Origin of the sequence: Lysinibacillus sp. NPDC056220 (assembly GCF_049315265.1) — a bacterium.
Classification (GTDB): Bacteria; Bacillota; Bacilli; order Bacillales_A; family Planococcaceae; genus Lysinibacillus; species Lysinibacillus pinottii.
On the sequence record NZ_JBMOXD010000004.1, the window covers coordinates 175,494 to 195,267 of the forward strand.

Annotated in this window: 20 protein-coding genes and 1 riboswitch; of the genes, 13 read left to right on the plus strand and 7 right to left on the minus strand. The window is 36.5% G+C overall.

What is annotated here, in order from left to right:
* Positions 1-61: 61 nt before the first annotated feature.
* Positions 62-907, plus strand: a complete 846-nt coding sequence (locus ACOZBY_RS15575; protein ID WP_036164948.1) for an aldo/keto reductase — start codon at positions 62-64, stop codon at positions 905-907.
* A 53-nt stretch (positions 908-960) separates the two neighbouring features.
* On the opposite strand, the gene ACOZBY_RS15580 is transcribed toward ACOZBY_RS15575, so the two are convergent.
* Entirely contained in the window at positions 961-1,344 is a 384-nt protein-coding gene (locus ACOZBY_RS15580) for a winged helix-turn-helix transcriptional regulator (protein WP_012295955.1), read from the minus strand.
* A gap of 110 nt (positions 1,345-1,454) precedes the next feature.
* On the opposite strand from ACOZBY_RS15580, the gene ACOZBY_RS15585 reads away from it, so the two are divergent.
* The 5 genes from ACOZBY_RS15585 to ACOZBY_RS15605 all read left to right on the plus strand — a co-directional run bounded on the left by ACOZBY_RS15585 (position 1,455) and on the right by ACOZBY_RS15605 (position 7,000).
* On the plus strand, positions 1,455-2,639 hold the full coding sequence (locus ACOZBY_RS15585; RefSeq protein WP_422762535.1) for an MFS transporter: 1,185 nt from the start codon (positions 1,455-1,457) through the stop codon (positions 2,637-2,639).
* Between the two features lie 162 nt (positions 2,640-2,801).
* The gene (locus tag ACOZBY_RS15590; protein WP_197150583.1) at positions 2,802-3,752 is read left to right on the plus strand and encodes an ABC transporter substrate-binding protein; all 951 of its coding nucleotides are present in this window, start codon (positions 2,802-2,804) and stop codon (positions 3,750-3,752) included.
* A 78-nt stretch (positions 3,753-3,830) separates the two neighbouring features.
* Positions 3,831-5,402, plus strand: a complete 1,572-nt coding sequence (locus ACOZBY_RS15595; RefSeq protein WP_200990725.1) for a helix-turn-helix domain-containing protein — start codon at positions 3,831-3,833, stop codon at positions 5,400-5,402.
* A 162-nt stretch (positions 5,403-5,564) separates the two neighbouring features.
* A complete protein-coding gene (locus tag ACOZBY_RS15600) occupies positions 5,565-5,966 on the plus strand; it encodes a hypothetical protein (RefSeq protein ID WP_375827940.1) in 402 nt (133 codons plus the stop codon).
* 100 nt (positions 5,967-6,066) lie between these two features.
* Positions 6,067-6,173: riboswitch (SAM riboswitch) on the plus strand.
* 89 nt (positions 6,174-6,262) lie between these two features.
* Entirely contained in the window at positions 6,263-7,000 is a 738-nt protein-coding gene (locus ACOZBY_RS15605; RefSeq protein WP_375828033.1) for a cyclase family protein, read from the plus strand.
* Between the two features lie 29 nt (positions 7,001-7,029).
* Here the strand turns inward: ACOZBY_RS15605 and ACOZBY_RS15610 are convergent, their stop codons facing one another.
* Together ACOZBY_RS15610 and ACOZBY_RS15615 are read right to left on the minus strand one after the other, a co-directional pair.
* Entirely contained in the window at positions 7,030-7,626 is a 597-nt protein-coding gene (locus tag ACOZBY_RS15610; RefSeq protein ID WP_012295962.1) for a DedA family protein, read from the minus strand.
* A 91-nt stretch (positions 7,627-7,717) separates the two neighbouring features.
* A complete protein-coding gene (locus ACOZBY_RS15615; RefSeq protein WP_031416644.1) occupies positions 7,718-8,491 on the minus strand; it encodes a Cof-type HAD-IIB family hydrolase in 774 nt (257 codons plus the stop codon).
* A gap of 324 nt (positions 8,492-8,815) precedes the next feature.
* Here ACOZBY_RS15615 and ACOZBY_RS15620 point away from each other — a divergent pair, with 324 nt between their 5' ends.
* From ACOZBY_RS15620 to ACOZBY_RS15630, 3 genes are all read left to right on the plus strand, one after another.
* Positions 8,816-9,499, plus strand: a complete 684-nt coding sequence (locus tag ACOZBY_RS15620; protein WP_012295964.1) for a DUF2225 domain-containing protein — start codon at positions 8,816-8,818, stop codon at positions 9,497-9,499.
* Positions 9,500-9,521: 22 nt separating this feature from the next.
* Entirely contained in the window at positions 9,522-9,875 is a 354-nt protein-coding gene (locus tag ACOZBY_RS15625; protein ID WP_012295965.1) for a hypothetical protein, read from the plus strand.
* Between the two features lie 161 nt (positions 9,876-10,036).
* Positions 10,037-11,446: an erythromycin esterase family protein gene (locus tag ACOZBY_RS15630; RefSeq protein ID WP_422762536.1), complete on the plus strand. Its 1,410-nt coding sequence runs from the start codon at positions 10,037-10,039 to the stop codon at positions 11,444-11,446.
* 44 nt (positions 11,447-11,490) lie between these two features.
* Here the strand turns inward: ACOZBY_RS15630 and ACOZBY_RS15635 are convergent, their stop codons facing one another.
* Positions 11,491-12,666: a DUF4272 domain-containing protein gene (locus tag ACOZBY_RS15635; protein WP_422762537.1), complete on the minus strand. Its 1,176-nt coding sequence runs from the start codon at positions 12,664-12,666 to the stop codon at positions 11,491-11,493.
* 29 nt (positions 12,667-12,695) lie between these two features.
* Positions 12,696-13,973, minus strand: coding sequence for an SMI1/KNR4 family protein (locus tag ACOZBY_RS15640; RefSeq protein ID WP_080717384.1), 1,278 nt, complete (start codon positions 13,971-13,973; stop codon positions 12,696-12,698).
* A 285-nt stretch (positions 13,974-14,258) separates the two neighbouring features.
* Here ACOZBY_RS15640 and ACOZBY_RS15645 point away from each other — a divergent pair, with 285 nt between their 5' ends.
* Positions 14,259-14,900 (plus strand): TetR/AcrR family transcriptional regulator, encoded by a 642-nt coding sequence (locus tag ACOZBY_RS15645; RefSeq protein ID WP_012295970.1) that lies wholly within the window; start codon positions 14,259-14,261, stop codon positions 14,898-14,900.
* A gap of 117 nt (positions 14,901-15,017) precedes the next feature.
* Positions 15,018-16,427, plus strand: a complete 1,410-nt coding sequence (locus tag ACOZBY_RS15650) for an alpha/beta hydrolase family protein (RefSeq protein WP_036164965.1) — start codon at positions 15,018-15,020, stop codon at positions 16,425-16,427.
* A gap of 33 nt (positions 16,428-16,460) precedes the next feature.
* Here the strand turns inward: ACOZBY_RS15650 and ACOZBY_RS15655 are convergent, their stop codons facing one another.
* Entirely contained in the window at positions 16,461-17,291 is an 831-nt protein-coding gene (locus ACOZBY_RS15655) for a MerR family transcriptional regulator (protein ID WP_012295972.1), read from the minus strand.
* Positions 17,292-17,377: 86 nt separating this feature from the next.
* Here ACOZBY_RS15655 and ACOZBY_RS15660 point away from each other — a divergent pair, with 86 nt between their 5' ends.
* Positions 17,378-17,845, plus strand: a complete 468-nt coding sequence (locus ACOZBY_RS15660) for a GNAT family N-acetyltransferase (RefSeq protein WP_012295973.1) — start codon at positions 17,378-17,380, stop codon at positions 17,843-17,845.
* Positions 17,832-19,175 (plus strand): MATE family efflux transporter, encoded by a 1,344-nt coding sequence (locus tag ACOZBY_RS15665; protein WP_036162418.1) that lies wholly within the window; start codon positions 17,832-17,834, stop codon positions 19,173-19,175. The genes ACOZBY_RS15660 and ACOZBY_RS15665 overlap by 14 nt, the downstream gene beginning before the upstream one ends.
* Before the next feature lie 44 nt (positions 19,176-19,219).
* Here the strand turns inward: ACOZBY_RS15665 and ACOZBY_RS15670 are convergent, their stop codons facing one another.
* On the minus strand, positions 19,220-19,675 hold the full coding sequence (locus ACOZBY_RS15670) for a GNAT family N-acetyltransferase (RefSeq protein ID WP_012295975.1): 456 nt from the start codon (positions 19,673-19,675) through the stop codon (positions 19,220-19,222).
* Positions 19,676-19,774 lie beyond the last annotated feature (99 nt).

Sequence of the window (19,774 nt, forward strand, 5' to 3'; positions counted from 1 at the left end):
AAGGTATGTTAGCAGCATAATGAAAAAGCAATAAGCAATCCAAACAATTGGAGGAATCGCAATGATTAATCATTTACAAGATACAATTACATTAAATAACGGTCTTCAAATGCCTGGTATGGGATTAGGTGTTTTTCAAGTAGCAAATGATGCTACTGCTGAAATGGTTAAAAACGCTATAGAAGTTGGCTATCGCAGCCTCGATACTGCCGCTATTTATGGCAATGAAGTAGGTGTCGGGGATGGCATTAAACAGGCGCTAGCATCGACTGGCTTAAATCGTGAAGATCTGTTTATAACATCAAAAGTGTGGAATGATGGATTAAGCTCTGATGAAACGAAGGCTGCCTATGAAGAGAGCCTACAAAAGTTAGGGTTAGATTATTTAGATCTTTACCTGATTCATTGGCCAGGTAAAGATAAGTTTGCTGAATCTTGGAAAGCTCTTGAAGACCTATATAAACAAGGTAAGATCAAAGCCATTGGCGTATGTAATTTCACTGTGGCACACTTGGAAAACTTATTATCATTTGCTCGTATTAAACCTGTTGTGAATCAGGTGGAATTCCACCCACGCTTACAGCAAGCGGAGCTTCGTTCATTCTGTAAAGAGCACCAAATTCAACTTGAAGCATGGGCACCTTTAATGCAAGGTGGGCTTCTTGAAGATGAAACGATTTCTAAAATAGCAGCAAAATACGGAAAATCAAACTCTCAAGTTATTTTGCGTTGGGATGTACAAAATGGCGTGATTACTATTCCTAAATCTGTGCGTAGAGAACGCATGATACAAAACGCCGATATCTTTGACTTTACTTTAACAGAAGCAGAGATGGCTATCATCAATGCGATGAACCTTGAACAACGTGTTGGACCTAATCCTGATGAATATGACTTTGCTCTATAAGCATTAAAAAGGAAAAGAGACTGTCGCGTGTTTGACAGTCTCTTTTTCCCTCATTACGATGTTTGCTGCATAGCTATATCTTCGTCACGTTGTTTTAATAGTACATCTTCGCCTTTATCCTGTAATACTTCAACATGCTTCTCGCCCCAAGTACAAAGCATGTTTAAAATAGGCTCCATTCCTTGTCCATAAGGCGTTAAGGAATATTCAACTTTCGGCGGAACTTGATTGAAGACCTTTCGAAGGATCAATCCAGCTTGCTCTAACTCTCTTAATTGACTAGTGAGCATTTTTTGCGAGATTCCTGGAATTAATCGTCGAAACTCATTTGTGCGAATTTTACCATGGTGGTTTAAATGACAAAGAATGACTGGTTTCCATTTACCACCAATGACTTCAAGTGTAGCTTCTACACCAATATTATAAATTTTTTGCATTGTAAACCCCCCGTAATATTCAAAAGTAACCAAAAGTACTCTACATATCTTTTAGGTATGTATGAATATTACTATACATGATAAAAAAAATCAAAGGAGATATTAGTAGTATGTCACATTCAAAAAAGCCAAGTGCTAAATTAACTTTGCTAGCACTGGCAATCAGTGCTTTTGGAATAGGGTCCACTGAATTTATCAGTGTTGGGCTTTTACCGTTAATGACAGATGACTTCGGTATATCTTTAAGCACAGCCGGCTTAACTGTTTCAATATACGCATTAGGCGTTACTGTTGGAGCTCCATTATTAACAGCCCTAACATCTCGCCTTAGTCGAAAAACTGTTTTATTGCTAGTCATGACAATCTTTATAATTGGGAACTTAACTGCAGCTGTGGCACCAAATTTCTCGATTTTATTAATAGGGCGTATTATTTCAGCATTAGCACACGGTGTGTTTATGTCCATCGCTTCTGTCATAGCGGCAGATGTAGTTGAACCAAATAAACGCGCAAGTGCAATTGCCTTTATGTTTACTGGACTTACATTGGCTACTGTGACGGGTGTCCCATTAGGTACATTCATTGGACAAGTAACAGACTGGCGTATGTCATTCATATTTATTGTTACTATAGGGATAATTGGTTTAATAAGTAATGCTTTGTTAGTACCAAGCCAATTATCAAAAGGTAACCCAATCTCTCTTCGTGATATCGGTAAAGTATTAGGCAATATTCGAATGTTATTAATCCTTTTCATTACATCAATTGGCTATGGTGGTGCCTTTGTGGTCTACACGTATGTTTCACCTATATTAGAGCAATATATGGGTTACTCACCACACGCGGTAGTTATTATATTAGTTGTCTATGGTATTTGCGTTGCTATTGGTAATACACTAGGAGGCCATTTTGCAAATCAAAATCCGCTTCGTTCCATCTTTATTATTTTTGTAGGACTTGCATTAGCTTTACTTGGTATTGGCTTTACTCTTGAATCGCCAATTATTGGGTTATTCATGGTCCTACTAATGGGCTTATTTATGTTCATGAATGTCCCAGGCTTGCAACTATATGCAGTTATACTGTCTGAAAAATATATACCATCAGCTATTTCAATGGCCTCTGCATTAAATATTTCTGCTTTCAATATTGGTATATTTTTAGGTTCCTATATGGGTGGTTTTATTATTCGTCATCAATCATTAGCACAAACGCCTGTATATGGATTCCTTATGGTTATGCTGGCAGCGGTCGTTACACTCCTATGGCTACTTTTTGATAAAAAGAATCAATAGGACTCTAAACTCTTCATTTTGTATAAAAAAGATGTAGAGAATATGTATTGTTTGTTTTTATATGGTATCCTATAATTTATTTGAATCAAACGAGAATGATTATCATTCTAAATTAAGATAAACATTTATCAGTTTTTAGTAAATTTATAGGAGTGAATAGCCATGCGTATCAGTCGATATTTTACATTTGTACTTATTCTTGTACTGCTGTTCGTTTTAAGTGCCTGTGGTTCAAATGAAACACAAACAAGTTCAGAGAGTGTGAATCCAACAAAAGAAGATACACGAGTTGTAGAGGATGAGTTTGGAGAAGTAACAATTCCAACAAATCCACAGCGAGTAGCAGCCATCTATATGGAAGATTATTTAACTGCCTTAGATGTCAAGCCTGTTGTGCAATGGTATCACCCTTCCTGGGGTAAACAAGATTATTTAGGCTTAGACGTACCTGAGTTTGACGTTACAGGTAGTCTAGAAACATTACTTCAAGCTAAGCCTGATTTAATCATTGTAGATGGTGCAGCAGATAAGGCAAAGTATGAAGAATATTCAAAGATTGCACCTACTTATCGCTTAAAAGAAGACATACTACAAGATCCACGTGAAATTGTGAAAACGATAGCTGATGTTTTAAATATCCCTGAGAAAGCGAATGAAATCGTTGATAAATATGAGGAACGTGTTACGAATTTAAAAGCTAAGTTAGAAGAATCCGTTGGTGACGAAACTGTTGCCGTTGTCCGCCTAAATGTGGCAGATAAAACGTTGGCATTATTCGGTATAAAGAATCGCTACACGGGCTACATTTATACGGAAGCTGGTTTAAATCCACATCCATTAGCTCGGGATATGACAGAGTTCCACGAGGTCTTGTCTGAAGAAGCTATTCCAGAATTAGATGCTGATCATATTATACTCTTCCCTTCAAATGGCACTTGGGAAACTGAAGAAAATCAAGAGGCGATTAAATGGTTAGATAGTACGCTTTGGAAAACAGTTCCTGCTGTAAAAAATGGACAAGTTTATATTGCTGATCGAACTTATTGGCAGTCTGGTGCCATTACTGCAAACCTACTAAAATATGATGATCTTGAGAAATGGTTCGTGAAATAATTTACAATAGAAAGCTCTTTAGGGGGCTTTCTTTGTGTTGTTTTCCAAATTTAAACTTTACTTAGGAGTGCGTGGACAATGGGTAATTTAATACAAATCTATCATTTACAAACTATTTCATATACTATTCTTTCAGCAGGTATGCAGTCATATAGCAATACATACTATTCTCTTTTCATCCTTATTAGTGGTAACGGAACACTTAAGACAAACCATGAAACTATCCACCTTATGAAAGGAAAATGTGTGATTATTCCACCTAATAGCCCTGTCGAAATTCACATTGCCGATGAGACACTCTGCTTTTACCAATTGACATTTAATACGATCTATCTTAGTGAAGCTCATTCTCCTACTAGTCTCTTTACAAGTGTTAGAGAACTACGTCTTCTTCCCTTCTCTCAATGCAATAGACTATTAGAAGCTATTTATCGGTGTCGTCAAACAAAAGATGAGCACACTGTTTTTGAGCAGCATGTTCGTTTCCAAGAATTGATATTATTTATTTTTGAGCAAAACCGAACGAAGCCTCTACAACAAAGTGATCGTCAATCTGTAGAGCAATCTATCCAATATTTGCACAACCACTTTGGAAAGGATTGGACTGTCGAACAGCTAGCAGAACTGGCAGGTGTACCAAAATGGAGTTACTCACGCATTTTTAAAGATATTACGGGACAAATACCTCTGTATTATTTAAATAGTATACGTATTGAAAAAGCCAAACAGTTATTAATGACAACGAATGATCGTGTATTTGAAATAAGTCAGTCTATTGGCTTTAATAATGAATACTATTTCAATCGTCGTTTTAAAGAGCATGTAGGTATTTCCCCAGGGCAATTCCGACGAAGTCAGAGCAATAATGTACGCGTATTCGCACCATTCTTAGAGGACTTCTTTGTAGCTTTAGGTATTACGCCCATTGCGCAATTCAGTCATTCCAAGTGGGGAAAACAAGACTATTTAGGTCTACAGGATGTGCCTGATATCGATGTACAGTATGGAAAAATGGAACACCTCTTTCACTATAAACCAACATTAATTATGTTAGATGCTGGTATAGAGCGTTGGGAAACCTGTCTTCATTTAAATAAGTTGGCCCCAATCTGTCACCTAAACAACCCTGGAGAGGACTGGCAATCGACTCTATTTAAAATTGCAGATTTAACAGGGAAAACCGCTATGATGCAAGATATTATTACGGAATATGAGGACAAGGTACAGAGGGCTCGAAAAATTCTAGGTAGATCCGTTTACGGACAAAGTGTGGCATTTCTTCGCATTTCAGCCATTGGCATTACACTGTATGCTGGCCCTGATTGCGGTTATACAGGGCCAATTCTATACCGTGACTTAGGCTTAACGCCTGATCCATTGGTGTGGAAAATACCGCTTAATCAGCGTAAAGCTCATCTGACTTCAAATCAGCTGCAACAACTAGACGCTGATCATTTGTTTATCACCTTCGACAAGCAACACTCCATTTATGAGAATGAAGAGCGTACTATTTTAACATCCTCTATGTGGAAAAACCTAAGGGCTGTTAAAAGAAACTGTGTCTATGAGGTGGATTTTTTAACGTGGATGAATTATGGAATCCTGTCACATAGCAAAAAAATAGATGATGTATTAAACGTTCTTGGCTAAAGAACAAAAGGGAAGCGCGCCATCGCTTCCTTTTTTAGTTTGTGTGGCATACCATTCAGCATAGTATATTAACACTTCAGTACAGGAATGGCGTTATTCAAACACCTAAAAAGATCATGATACATAAGATAAGATATCAGCTTCTGGCTAGGAGGAATTGATTTGTATTATAATCCTTATCCTTATTTTATTCACCCCTACCATTACCCGATACCATCGACAGACCATCAACTTGCAGCTAGAAACTTTTCACAACATTTAGCAATGCCGACTAGTAATAGTCCCTTTCCCCCTGTTGATACACAAAAATTAATATCTTCAGCTACGCGGATAAAGACGATTATGCAGCAGGCACAATTACTTACAGATAAAATTGATAGTTCTCAACAATTTGCACATGACTTAAAGAATGCTGCACAGCTTTCAAATAAAACAGAGGTCGAAAAATTAATTACATCCACAGGCATTACTACAAAATTTGAAACCAACTATACACCAGATAATTTTAGAATACAGCTTATGGATAGTGCCTGCTGTCGAGTAACGTTAATTTTGAATTGGTAAGTAAATTAATTTTAACCCTGTAATCCTATCAAAGTTGTAAACTATAAAAATATATGTTAAAGTATTTATACTATTATTTCTGAAAATTCTTATATCCTATTTCTTATCTAGAGAGACGGAGGGATCGGCCCGATGAAGTCTCAGCAACCAGCTCAAGCAGTATGGTGCTAATTCCTATTGGCAAAATTTAAGCCTGAAAGATGAGAAGACGCACTACCTATGTTTGATTCCGGGAGTCCTCTTCGATTGAGGACTCTTTTTTTATTGACTACTACTTTTAGAAAGCAGGGAATTTAATGTCTAACGAACTTTTACAAGCATTGCACTTACTAAAATCAAAACAATGGGTCGATTTGACACATACCTTCGGCCCAGACTCACCTCATTTTTTCATGTTTGAAGATGCTAAATTTGAAACATTATTCTCGCATGATGATGGATTTTTTGCACAGCAGTTTTCTTTTCCTGGACAATATGGAACACATATTGACCCACCCATTCACTTTGTAAGAGATACTCGATTTATAGATGAATTAGCACTAAAGGAGCTTGTTCTTCCGCTTATCGTCATTGATAAATCACAGGAGGCTGCTAGTAATCATGACTTTACGCTCAGTGTACAAGATATTCTAGAATTCGAGACACACTATGGACAGATTGAAGAAGGTACATTTGTGGCACTGCGAACAGATTGGAGTAAGCGTTGGCCAGATAAAGAGGCATTTAGTAATAAAGATGTCAATGGAGATAATCATCTCCCAGGTTGGGGCTTGGAGGCCTTACAATTTCTATTCAAGGAACGTAAAGTAAGTGCAATAGGTCATGAAACTTTTGATACTGATTCTGCCACTGATTTTCGTCAAAGTGGCCAATTAGTTGGTGAATATTTTGTCCTCAATCAAGACACTTATCAAATTGAGCTCATGACTAATTTAGACAAGCTACCTCCTAAAGGTGCTATTATTTTTAATATAGTACCCAAGCCTGAAAAAGCATCTGGATTCCCTGTACGTTCATTTGCCATCTTGCCATAACAAAAAGTCGGTAGGAATCCTACTGACTTTTACTTTTGTACGTTTCTTTTTTTAAATAAATAATAAACAATTAACATGACTAGGACAAACAGCAAGATGACGTACATACTGTAATGAGATAAATAGTAACCGACGAATCGCCATTTCTCTCCTAGCACTTTTCCTAAGGTTATAAATGTAAAAGTCCATATAAATGCCCCTGTATAAGCAAAGAAAGCGAATTTCCTATATGGATAATTATTAATAGCGGCGATATAGGCTGTTAGATGGCGTACACCAGGAATAAAATAGCCAGCAATTAATAAAAAAGGCCCCACTTTCATAAACATTTTTTTAGTAAATTCAATTTTTTGCTCAGTTATATGAATCTTTGGCCCATATTTCTGCAAGAGCGGTAAGCCAAATCGACGGCCGATATAGTAGCTTAAAGTAATCCCCCCCATTGCGCCAATCAGAGCACTTACTAAAGCTGGGATATGTCCAAGGCTTTCTCGATAAACACTATAGCCTACATAAGTTAAAAATACTTCATCGGGAAGTGGCAACCCAACAATGCCTCCAATTAGGATCACGATGATGCCAAAATACCCGTAATGTTCAATTAGAGATTGCACATGCTGCGCCATTTTTCATCCCACCTAATACATTGTTCTATATACTCATAACTGTATACCAAAAGAGTCTCTCAAGCCTCCACTTTACTTCCTTTCCATGTCGTTAAATAATGTGCAGCTTTCGTAAAGCAAAATCTATGCCGCCTTCAATGGATTTCTTTGTAACAAAATCTGCAACATTTTTTAGAGCTTGGCTCCCATTCCCCATAGCTACCCCAAGGCCAACCAGCTCTAGCATATCTATATCATTCTCTCCATCTCCAAAAGCTATGGCATCCTTAGCATTAATCTCAAAATAATCAAGTACAGCCTTTACGGCTATCGACTTGGACACATCTTGCTGTAAAACATTCACAATATAAGGATGCCATCGTTGCCGTAATATATTCGAAAATTGACGAGCTAATCTTTTTTCAGCCTGTTCATCAGCATAAAGGCACATAAGAAAAACCTCTTCATCCATAATGCTTTCTTTTCTAACTGGAAAATCACATAAAGACAATGTCTCTTGCATCGCGCTTAAGGCTAATGGATTTTGTATATCATTCATCGTAAGTTGTTCTGTAAAAAATGTTAAGGAATGCTGATGTTGCTGTGCAAAAGCTTGAACATTTTGAACAATGCCCTTCTCAATCGGAATTTTATGTATCACAACATCCTTGTGTTTCACATATGCCCCATTCGCTGTAATAAAGGTTTCAATCCCTAAATTTTTCAGCTCTTCACACATGGACAACGGTCTTCCTGTCGCAGCCACAAGATAGATTCCCTTTTCCTGTAATAGTCGAATAGCCTGCCTCGTACTTTCCTCCACAGCACCATTCTCATAATTGATTAGTGTACCATCCACATCAAAAAATACTATTTTATACGTCATCTGCTCCACCCTCTCATAGTAAACTTTTGAACTATACAATTCGAACCGTCCATTAAATAAATTGTACATAATTCGACAAACTTTTCGGTAACTATATAACTTACTTTAACTACACCGATAAATACTATTACAAGCACATTTCTAATGATATTTAACTAAAAAAACGAGTATTATTTTTAATTTTATAATTCCAAAGGAGTATACCAAAGAACACAGAATTGTTAAAATGGAAGATAATGAATTAAATACATTGAACGATTATTGATTACGTATAAATAGAACAAAAGAAATAATATTATTGAGCATGCAAAGGAGTTGATTCTTATGGCATTTAACATCTACTACTATGAAAGTAGCGTAGATTGTAAATTTTGCAAAAAGCATTTTACAACGTATAAAGTACGCCCAAATCGATATAAAATTATCGAGGAACAAACAGATTTCATGCCCGTCTATGATGGTCTTAACCCTTTGCTGTATGAAGTTGCCGTGTGCCCACATTGTGGCTTTGCCTTCCATAAATCCATGACACGTACATACGGACCTTTCATGCAGCTTATAGATGAACTATACATTAAAGAGCTACAGAAACCTATGAGTATCTGTCAAGAGCGTACAATCGATGATGCCATTATAAGCTTTAAGCTTGCTTACTTAGTATCTCGCGCATCAATGGAAGAATCGCTTTTGATGGCTAATTTCGCCTTAAAAATTGCCTGGTTATATCGTATAAAAAACGATGAAGAATCAGAAAAACGCTACCTTTTTGCCGCTAGAGATTTTTACAGTAAATCATTTGCTTCTAATCAGGAAGGTGGAGAGCGAATTCAATTTTTACATGCCGAGCTAAGCCTCCGACTTGGTGATATGACAGAAGCTAAAAAAGGATTTTCAAGGTTAATTGCTGATAGGAACGTCTCGCCAAAATATCGAAAGCTAGCACGTAATCGTTGGGAAAATTATAAATATGATGAACAACCTATAACAGTTAATGAAAGCATTCATTGATGTATCGAGGAGATGACTAGTTATGTTGCTATTTCAAAAAAAGATAGATGTGAGAGAAGAGGATATCTTTTCAGAGCTACATCACTTTTTATTAAGAAAAAATAATCGTTATTTAACAAACGAAGAGGTCGTGACTTTGACAGGTGTATCATCTGAGCTACTGTACAAATGGGTCAAAGCCGGAAAATTAAAAAATTCCATTTTCCCAAATTTAGGAGCACCTTGTGAAAGATGTGGACAAATTACTCAAGCGAAAATTTGCGTGAGCTGCTCCTCCTCTATTATTGGCACCCTAAATCAAGAGGAAAAGGATCGGGCATGGTTTAACCAAATTCAACGTAACCATGTTAGAGCTAGTACGTATCATTATAAATAGCTATTGAGCATCCCCATTTGTATTTCTTGCCTTACAAATGGAGATGCTTTCTTTTTTATAATCAGTCCAAATTTAAACAAAATTTAAACAAACTTCTCCTATGCTTTAAACTTAGCCCCTTATACTTAGGAGATTAACATAAAGAAAAGGGCTGATTCTTAATGAAAAGTTATAGAAAATGGAAAGCTTTATTAAACACAGCACTGACAGGCTTAATCGTATTTAGTGGTATAGCAAGTGCTTCAGCGGCTACCCCTGCGTTAAAGGAGCAGGAAAAATACGGAGTGGTTCAACAGGCTAGAACTACTACTGAAACATTAGAGGATTGGAAAAAATGGATGAATGATCATGCTTACAGCTTGACTTCCATTGAGCCAGAGCCAGCTAGTTCGCAAAAAATCCCTTCTAATAAATTCGAGGATTTAGAGATGCTCAAGCCGATATTACACGATAAACGCATTGTTTTTTTAGGAGAAAGCTCTCATGGAGTGGCACAGTTTAATCTCGTTAAAACACGTTTAATACAATTTTTACATCAAGAAATGGGTTACAATGTTTTAGCCTTTGAAAGTGGTCTTGGCGATGTCATGAATGCCCAAGGAAAAATTGACAAACAAGCTGCTCAACAAACAATGAAGGATGCTATTTTTGGAGTATGGTGGACAAAAGAAACTTTACCTCTTTTTGAATATGCAAAAACAACTCAAGCTACAGAGAAGCCTCTTGTTCTAGCAGGCTTTGATATTCAACAGCAAGGGGCATTTACAAATGGGGATTGGTTGCAAACCCCACAATTGGCTAAGCAGTTTAGGGATGCGGAGAAGCAACTCGCGGAGTGGAGCTCTAGCAAAGATCTAAAAGGCTACCAGAAAGAAAAAACAGCTATTATCAACGTATATAAACAAGTAAAATCTCAAGTTCAACAGAAAGAAAAAGAGCTTCAAAAGGTTTATCCGAATGAACTTCAAATAGTAAAATTGATGGAGCGCACTTTAGCAGACCGTATCCGTTTGGCAGACGAATATGTAGAGCTAACAATTCAGTCCAACATCGAGATGGAGCAAAATAAATATGATTCATTTTTAAAAACAATGGAGTGGCGTGATGAGGCAATGATGGAGAACTTACTTTGGCTAGCTGAGGAAGTTTATCCAACCGAAAAGTTTATCGTTTGGGCGCATAATGACCATATTCGTAAGGCACAATCAGACGTAATGGGCTCCCCATATCCAGTTAAATTAATGGGTGAACGTTTACCGGATATCTACAAAAAATACAGCTATGTATTAGGTCTATATATGACAAGCGGAGAGACTGCCAATAATATGGGCGAGACGATGGCCGTTTTACCACCTATAGAAGGATCCATAGAAGATATTGTATCGTCAGTCAACGAACCTTACACATTCATTGATTTACGTAATCGTCAAAATGAACGTGGTAACTCATGGATGTTTGAACCTCGCTTATCCTATAGCTGGGGAGTTATCCAAGAAAGTCTTGTTCCACGAGATCAATACGATGGTATTCTTTTAATTGATAAGGTGAATAAACCCACATATGTAAAATAACCTTTATAATATAGCAAACTAGTATCCTAGTTTGCTATTACTTTCTAAGTATCCATTGATATCGTTTCCCACTCTTCATTTTGATGACCGATCAACCAGAATAAGGCTCTACGTCTTTCCATAACAATACTTTCATTCATTCCAACAGGAGCCGGTCGTTCTTGTATACGACTATTTACGCACGCCCAGTGTAATCTGAATATCTTGTCGGCTTCATCCATTATTTCTTTCTGACTACGCATCATAATTTGAAGATAAAATTGCTCAAACGTTTCGCAGTTAGAAATAACTTGAATAGCGTACTCACAATCACATACTTCATCAGGGAAATCAAGCTCTTTAACAAATCCCAGTACCCAAATCAGTATCCAATAAGCTTCATATTGCCATGAAATATTAATGGCGTCTTGTGCATTTGGTTGTTGATCATATAAAAAGGCCCTTTCATTGTCCGTTAGATTTGCCTCGACTTCATATTTATGCAACATATTGATGAAGAAATCTCTTGATTCTTCAACATTTTCTCCTTGTGCCACATCACAAGCAAATTGAATAACAATTAGTAAAGCTACAGCTCTTCTAGCAATATCCTCTTTGGCTTTAAGCTGACAATCTCCAATTGGCGGAAGTTGCGGGAGCGAATCTGTGTATGGAATACCGTTTTCTTTTAAATACGCTATCGTTTTATTCTTTCTTTGATGACCTTCTTCCGATGTCACCTCTTGTCCCCTCACCTTCAGTGTACAAGCATAAGGCCTAAAGTTAGATGGCCCTGATTGCCCATCAGGATAAACAATGACTGCACCTTCTTTGTCTAACAAGGTACCATTTGGTAAAAATCCAATTCCTCCAATGGTTAATAGCAGGCTCAAACATAACTGCATTTGTTCATCCTTTATTTCTTTTTCACATTCGATCGCAATTACTGTATTTAACACAGAAATTTGCGTTAAAACTAATTCTTTTAAATGGTTATCTTCAAATGGAATACTGTTGTAATAGCTCATCATTCCAGGGATATTATTGACAAAGTATTCTGAGTTTGTATCTTCAGACATCACCCTAACCATCAATTTATATTTGTTAAAAAATGCTTTGGATTTTATAAGATAGTTATCTTCATTTTTTTCAATAGCAAAACCTTTACTAAAAACATCGAAAATCTTACATTCGATTTCTTTTGTATTATTCATAGAAGCGAATATAGTGAAATTGTTCAATTATTTCTCCCCCTTACAATTATTAGATTTCACCAAAGTTCAATGCCCTCTAGAGCTTGGCTAAAAAATTGTTTATGTTTTCGTAGTACTTCATTGTCCTTCCAAAACATAAGCAATGACAGCCATTTCTCCATATCCACTGGAGTTGTCGGTTTAATTCCCTGCTGCAACATTTGGCATACGGCTCGTATTGCTATTTGACGCTCTACTTCCCTACCATTCAACCACTCAAATAAAGTTTCTGCACTCGGCTGTGATTCTACTAAAAGCGTATCCCACCCCTCTATCGGAAAAGAAACATAACGTTTCATCCATGCTATTGTTCTAGGGTTATGAAAATGACGTAGTCGATGTAAAGCTGTATAAGATTCAATTCTCCTTTTTTCAATATCTTGAAGAACAAGTGATAACCCCACTTCTTCTGGTAGACAGTAGGCGGTTAAATAATCTCTAATACTAGTAGGCAAATCATTTTGGTCTTCCCAAAGTGTCATCACCCAATGACTTGCCTCTGTTGCACAAACCTCTACTAGCACTTTGCACCATACTTCTTTATCCGATAAACGCCGTGATTGTTCAATTTGATTTTGAAGTGCGGCAAACACTTCCCCAGTATTTAACCGTGTAAATGCTTCACGAACCCTAGTATCCTTCATACCATGCATCGACACATATAGGAGTAAAGTATCCAGTTGATACATAACGTTCTCCCACGTTGAAGTTAAAAATTGTTCAAACCACTTCAGCCAGATTTGAGAAGTGGTCAGACTTAAATCTAGTCCACCTTCACTACAAAACTGTAGATACTGTCCACAATCTGCCCCTATGCATCCTAAAGTTGTAGCTCTCTCTACATAATCTTTAAAATTCAAGGCAAGAAGGTCATACTCACCCCCCTCATGACTCCAATACCAAACGGAACCATCCTCAATCTTAATAAGAAGCGCATCACCATTGCCAGCCGTATGAAATTGTAGGTATAGTTGTTCTTTTGCATTATCACTGTCTCCGCCAAAATCAGGGAATTCGAGTTCTTCCAAGCTCCAGCCAAAATCACCTAAAGGTGTGTCTTCCAGCTCAATAGGAAGTAGTGCCTCGTCAGGTAAAGACCAATACACCCCCACTTGCCGAGAACAATGAAGTAATACATCACGGAACTCAGAAGGAATCGGGACGCCGAGCCGCATCTCTACCATTGATAGTTCATGCACAGTAGCCATAGGCTTTATCTCCAGTGGATGAATCCAAGCACCCTGCTGTTCAAGCTGTTTTAATAATTGCGTCCATCGATCAACCCATATTTGCATATCTATTCCTCCATGCTTAGAAAAATATTTCGGATAATGCTCTACTTTTTTCTCTACTAATGTATCGTCAGAAAGTCATTTATGTATTAGAGTTTGGTTTTACTTTGCCTAAAAACACTCGGATTTTACTTCTTTTTAAATTCAAAATATATGCTAAATTACTTACCTTTACTAGTTCTTTCCAGTTTTCTTCAGCAATTCTCATAAATCGTATCATGTTGACAATTTGGAAGGATGCGCCTATTATTATAAATACATTCGAATGTATCTATAAGGAGATATTTTATGGCCAGAAATAAATATCCAGAAGTTACGAGAAAAAGAATCATTGAATCAGCTGTTAAATTATTTACTTTAAACGGTTGGGATAATGTAACGATTCAAGAAATTGTCGATGATGTAGGGGATATTACTAGAGGAGCATTTTATCATCATTTTAAAACGCGTGCTGATGTTATTGATGCCATCACAAAGGAAATGCTAACAGCAAATAATTATTTTAATGACATCTCAGATTTGGAAAACTTAAATGCTTTAGAGCGTTTAAGACAAGGCATTTCTTTCTCAATTTCTCAAAGCGGAAAGGAAGAAAACTTATCCTCGATTCATTTGAAAATGAATTCTGCCGAGTTTGTTTATAGCCGCATCACAGAAGGAATTCAGGTTGTTGCACCAGGAATTCAAAAAATTATTGATGAGGGCAATCAAGACGGCTCACTGCAAGTTGCTTTCCCGAAGCAAGCAGCTGAAACTTTTACAATGCTTTTTGACATTTGGATGAATCCTGAAATATTTCGTGTAAGCCGAGCTGAATTTATTCATAAAATTGAACATATAAGTTTGATGTTCAAAGGAATTGGCATACCACTTATGAATGATGAATTGAAAGATGTTTTTTTAGCATTATTTGATAAAGTGCAGGAATAATAAACTACTATATGTAGTTTATTATTTTAATCTTATACATACATTCGTATGTATATATACTTAAAAATATTTTTAATTAATTTCATACATTTGTATGTATGAAAAAGGAGATAAATGATGAAAACCTTAGAAGTACTATTTACACTTATTTTAATACTATCGAGTATCTCACTAACTTTTAGACAACGTGGAGTAACTACAATAAATCTTATTATGATAGCTACCAATTATGTTTTGTTAATTGGAACAATTATGACAATTGGTGCTAACTGGCGCATGATCCCTGCTTATTTTGTTTTGATGTTATTAACATTACAAGTTTTTGTGAAGCCAAAAAGTACAATTGTTTCAAAAAAATTAAGGATGAAAATAATTAAAACTTCAGGTATTGTTGTGGCCACTATTACAATGTTCACATTACCAACGTTATTTCCAATCATGTCTTTTCCTGAGCCAACAGGAAAATACACAGTAGGAACACAGACATTTCACCTGACCGATAAGAATCGCAAAGAATTTGTCGTACCTAATCATCAGGTAAATCGCGAACTGATGATTCAAGTTTATTATCCTGCTGAAAAAGAGACAGGACAACCGTCACCCTACTTTAAAGATATAGATGCGTTAACACAACAGTTAGCAACGACACAGGGTTTTCCCAATATCGCGACAACGCATTTAGGACTGACGAAAACCCATTCTTATCAAGATGCCACAGCTATAAAGTCTAAAGAAAAATTTCCACTTTTATTATTTGCACATGGTATGAGTTTATATAGTCGCCAAAATACCTTCCAACTAGAAGAATTAGTGAGTCATGGCTATATTGCCGTTGCTATTAACTTTACAGGTGATGCGGCAACAACAATATTCCCCGATGGTGATCGGGTTGATTTTACACCAATTGAAAACACCATTACATTCTTGAATAATCGAATCCATCTTTGGGAGCAGGATGCATCATTTGTTTTAGATGAAGTCATTAAAGGCGATTTTGATAAGAACTTTCGTGCAATAGCCTCACTAATTGACTACGATAGCATTGGTATGCTAGGTCATTCTTTTGGCGGTGCTACTTCAGCTCAAATGCTAGTAAAGGATAATCGTATTAAAGCAGCCATTGATATGGATGGTGGGTTATATGGCGATCCAATGCCAAAAAATGGTCCTAAAAAGCCTTTTATGCTGATGAATGCTGAGGCATCCATTAACTTTATGAAAGAAGCGTATAACCAGCAGCCTGGTAATCGTGATGAATTGTTTGCAGAAGCTTATCTACGAAATAAAACAATTGAAAAGCCTGGTGTCTACACAGCTATTATTCCAAAAACAAATCACGGAAGTTTTACAGATTTAGCAGCCGTTTCGCCGATTATTAATGAATCTGGGGCAGACGTAAATGCAATTTATAAATTGATTAATGAATTATCACTTGGCTTTTTCGATAAAAATTTAAAAGGAATCCAAGACAATAAATTAAATAAAATACAAAAGGCACATCCGGAAATAAACTTAACATTGCATTAAGTACATTTGGGGTTGTTGATAGGCAGAGATGCATCAACAGCCTTCTTTTATTTCCACCATAATTTTTGTTACATATTCTTCTTCACGGTTTTTAATAACCGCATCATAAATATATTCCTCATAAACATATTGCCCCAGTTCATACCCCTGTTCTCTCATGACCTGAAATAATCGCTTGTAAGTTTCACCTAGTGTCGTAGATGTTCCAACATGGTATCCAACAATAAACTTTCCTTCAATCGCTTTAAAATAAGGATGACCTTCCTGTGGATGTGGCTGTTCAATATATAAATACCTATAATTATCATAGTTGCCCGCTAATACCTGCTCCCTTTTGGTAATTCCGCCAATGGGATAACCTGTGTCTAAGCGAGAGCGATCCAATTCATCAATAAAATCAGAGACCGCCTTCACAAATTGTTCTTCCGTTGAATCCTCAATATTTTGACTTAAATACAAGGTTGCCTCTGGAAAATGTTCAATTGTAATGCTATCAAAATCAAGTTGTAGGGACTCCTTCGTTAAATCAATTTTGACATCAATAATACCTTCAATCATCTCCAGTTCTTGCCGCTTTTTCGCAACAATTTCCTTTTGTAGATGCATCAATTCTAAAAAATTTTCAGGTGATTTCTCAGCCATATACTGCTGAATATCTTTCAAAGACATGCCAACAGCCTTTAATAACTCAATGACACCAAAAAAATCATACTGAGCGAGTGAATAATATCGATAATCTTTACTATCTTTCATAACAGGAGATAGCAAGCCAATTTGATCGTAATAAATTAAAGTTTGTTTATTAACTTTGCATATTTTAGCAAATTCACCAGTTGTAAAATATTTTACATTTTTATTAAGCATTTTTTGAGTATCCTCTCTTGACTATATAGTAACTATATACTTTAAATTGTACCTATTCACAATAAAAATAGAAAGGTTTTGACATTATGTTCACGGAGATTCGTGACATTACAGCTTTTAACAAACAAGAAATATTAGCATTACGCATTGCTGACAATCAGCAAAATTTTATCGAAAGTACAGACCAATGCTTAGCAGAGGCGGAAATGGATCGGCGCTTTACACCTTTAGGCTTGTATAAGGATAGCACCGTGATAGGCTTCGCTATGTATGGCGTATTTCCTCATGAGGATCATAGTCAACGAGTATGGCTTGATCGTTATTTAATTGATGAGCGCTATCAGCGACAAGGTTTAGGTAAACATTTTTTACAGCAGCTTATACATTACTTAACAGAAAAATTCAACTGTCACAAAATATATTTAAGTGTTTATGACAATAATGCAGTAGCTATTCAGCTATATAAACAGTTTGGCTTTATATTTAATGGTGAACTAGATGATAAAGGGGAAAAAGTAATGGTCTTAGAGGTGCATGGACATGACAACCATTAATCCAATAGAAACAAGGCCGCTCAAACCACTGTTTTTATCCTATTTATTTCCAGCAATGATTGGCATGCTCCTAATGTCCGTGAATATTTTAGTGGATGGCATTTTCGTCAGTCACGGCGTGGGTCCTACAGCGTTAGCAGGCGTTAATATTGCTGTTCCGATTTTCTCTATTCTGCTGTCTATTTCTCTTTGGATTGGGATGGGTGGAGCTACACTCTATTCCATTTCTCTTGGGGAGGGCAATAAGCAACGAGCCCATCAGCTCTTTACGTTGGCGTTTACTACAATGCTTGTGGTCGTGTTAACAATTATCGGGTTCCTTGCGTTTAATTTAAAAGATATTTCTTATATATTCGGTGCGAGTGATGATACGTATCCATATGTGCAAGAGTATTTACACGTTATTTTGTTATTTGGGGTGTTTTATACAATTGAAAATCTTTTAAGTATTTTTATTCGCAATGATGGTAATCCAAAGCTAGCTATGCTAGGTTTAATTACAACATCCGTATTGAATATTATCTTAAATTATATTTTTATCTTCGTTCTAGATTATGGTGTAACAGGCTGTGCATTAGCAACAGCAATAGCTACTATCATAGGTACAGCTGTACTATGTCTTCATTTTTTCCGTCCACAATCTGAATTAAAGTTTGTCTCTTCATTCTTCAATAAAACAGATTTAAGAAAAATTTTTGCTATAGGCTTACCTAGTTTTATTGTCGAGGCCTCTGTAGCAGTTATTATCATTTTATATAACGTTACCTTTTTACACTATCTAGGGGCAAGTGGGGTGACAGCCTATGCAATGGTCAATTATATTCATACAGTCCTGTTAACAATTTTTCTAGGTATTGGCATGGCCCTACAGCCATTAGTTAGCTATCATCATGGGGCAAGATTATTGGAGAGGTTAACAGCATTACTAAAAATCGGATTAGCTACGGCTTTTATTTTAGGATTAACAACAGCACTTATAGCCATGCTTTTTCCTTCACAGCTCATGGCGTTATTCGGAGATAGTTCATTCGAAATTCGTCATATGGCAACTCAAGGCTTTGTTCATTTTGCTATAGGCTATGTATTTTTAGGTATCAATATGGTGCTCGCCGAATTCTTTCAATCTATCGAAAAAATTCGTATTGCCACGACTATTATGTTACTTCGGAGTATTATTTTATTTATTCCAACGCTTATTCTTCTACCTAAAGTGTTTGGCTCTCAAGCTATTTGGTGGACTTTCCCAGTGGCAGAAGGGATTACAGCCTTGCTTATTTACGGGTATATCAAAAAAAATCCACGAATAATTGCCTCTCCTGGCGATGCTTAAATGAAAAGGGACCTTGTCATTAAACAGGTCCCTTTCCCTACTATTTACTCAGTTAAATATTGAATAACAGCCATTTCTTTACCGAAACGATCACCGTTATCGACAAACCCTAAACTTGCATACAGATGATGCGCGGCTTTATTTTCTGGATGATAGCCTACTATAACCTTTGTAGCATCAGGTAACTTAGCTATTTCATTTATTATTTGCTTTGTGGCTTCTTTGCCAATACCTTTGCCTTGAAAGTGCCGATCAATCATTATGCGATAGATCCAGTACCCGCCAAGCTCTTCCTTTACAGCATTGAACATTAAAAACCCAACAATTTGGTCTTTATAGTAAATGGCGTACGGCTTTAAAGTCGGTTCGAACTTTGATTGCGCAATAGAAATAGCATTGGATTCAACATAATCCCTTTGCTCTTCTGATATTTCTAATAGGCAGCAATCATACCAATTATTATTATTTACTTCTTCGATTCTTACAGTATTGCTAGACATATATGGTCCCCTTCCGAATTTAGGGAAACGCTAAACACTCTGTTAATAAGGCGTTGTCCCCCAGTATTGAACGATAAAAATAAATGTATTTGTCATAAT

Bases quoted from the DNA above. Each gene is read 5' to 3' on its own strand.
- ACOZBY_RS15625 (WP_012295965.1), top strand. From the start codon at position 9,522: ATGTTGCTATTTCAAAAAAAGATAGATGTGAGAGAAGAGGATATCTTT.
- ACOZBY_RS15665 (WP_036162418.1), top strand. From the start codon at position 17,832: ATGACAACCATTAATCCAATAGAAACAAGGCCGCTCAAACCACTGTTT.
- ACOZBY_RS15585 (WP_422762535.1), top strand. From the start codon at position 1,455: ATGTCACATTCAAAAAAGCCAAGTGCTAAATTAACTTTGCTAGCACTG.
- ACOZBY_RS15590 (WP_197150583.1), top strand. From the start codon at position 2,802: ATGCGTATCAGTCGATATTTTACATTTGTACTTATTCTTGTACTGCTG.
- ACOZBY_RS15660 (WP_012295973.1), top strand. From the start codon at position 17,378: ATGTTCACGGAGATTCGTGACATTACAGCTTTTAACAAACAAGAAATA.
- ACOZBY_RS15650 (WP_036164965.1), top strand. From the start codon at position 15,018: ATGAAAACCTTAGAAGTACTATTTACACTTATTTTAATACTATCGAGT.
- ACOZBY_RS15575 (WP_036164948.1), top strand. From the start codon at position 62: ATGATTAATCATTTACAAGATACAATTACATTAAATAACGGTCTTCAA.
- ACOZBY_RS15580 (WP_012295955.1), bottom strand. From the start codon at position 1,344: ATGCAAAAAATTTATAATATTGGTGTAGAAGCTACACTTGAAGTCATT.
- ACOZBY_RS15610 (WP_012295962.1), bottom strand. From the start codon at position 7,626: ATGGCGCAGCATGTGCAATCTCTAATTGAACATTACGGGTATTTTGGC.
- ACOZBY_RS15620 (WP_012295964.1), top strand. From the start codon at position 8,816: ATGGCATTTAACATCTACTACTATGAAAGTAGCGTAGATTGTAAATTT.
- ACOZBY_RS15595 (WP_200990725.1), top strand. From the start codon at position 3,831: ATGGGTAATTTAATACAAATCTATCATTTACAAACTATTTCATATACT.
- ACOZBY_RS15630 (WP_422762536.1), top strand. From the start codon at position 10,037: ATGAAAAGTTATAGAAAATGGAAAGCTTTATTAAACACAGCACTGACA.
- ACOZBY_RS15615 (WP_031416644.1), bottom strand. From the start codon at position 8,491: ATGACGTATAAAATAGTATTTTTTGATGTGGATGGTACACTAATCAAT.
- ACOZBY_RS15640 (WP_080717384.1), bottom strand. From the start codon at position 13,973: ATGCAAATATGGGTTGATCGATGGACGCAATTATTAAAACAGCTTGAA.
- ACOZBY_RS15655 (WP_012295972.1), bottom strand. From the start codon at position 17,291: ATGCTTAATAAAAATGTAAAATATTTTACAACTGGTGAATTTGCTAAA.
- ACOZBY_RS15645 (WP_012295970.1), top strand. From the start codon at position 14,259: ATGGCCAGAAATAAATATCCAGAAGTTACGAGAAAAAGAATCATTGAA.
- ACOZBY_RS15605 (WP_375828033.1), top strand. From the start codon at position 6,263: ATGTCTAACGAACTTTTACAAGCATTGCACTTACTAAAATCAAAACAA.
- ACOZBY_RS15670 (WP_012295975.1), bottom strand. From the start codon at position 19,675: ATGTCTAGCAATACTGTAAGAATCGAAGAAGTAAATAATAATAATTGG.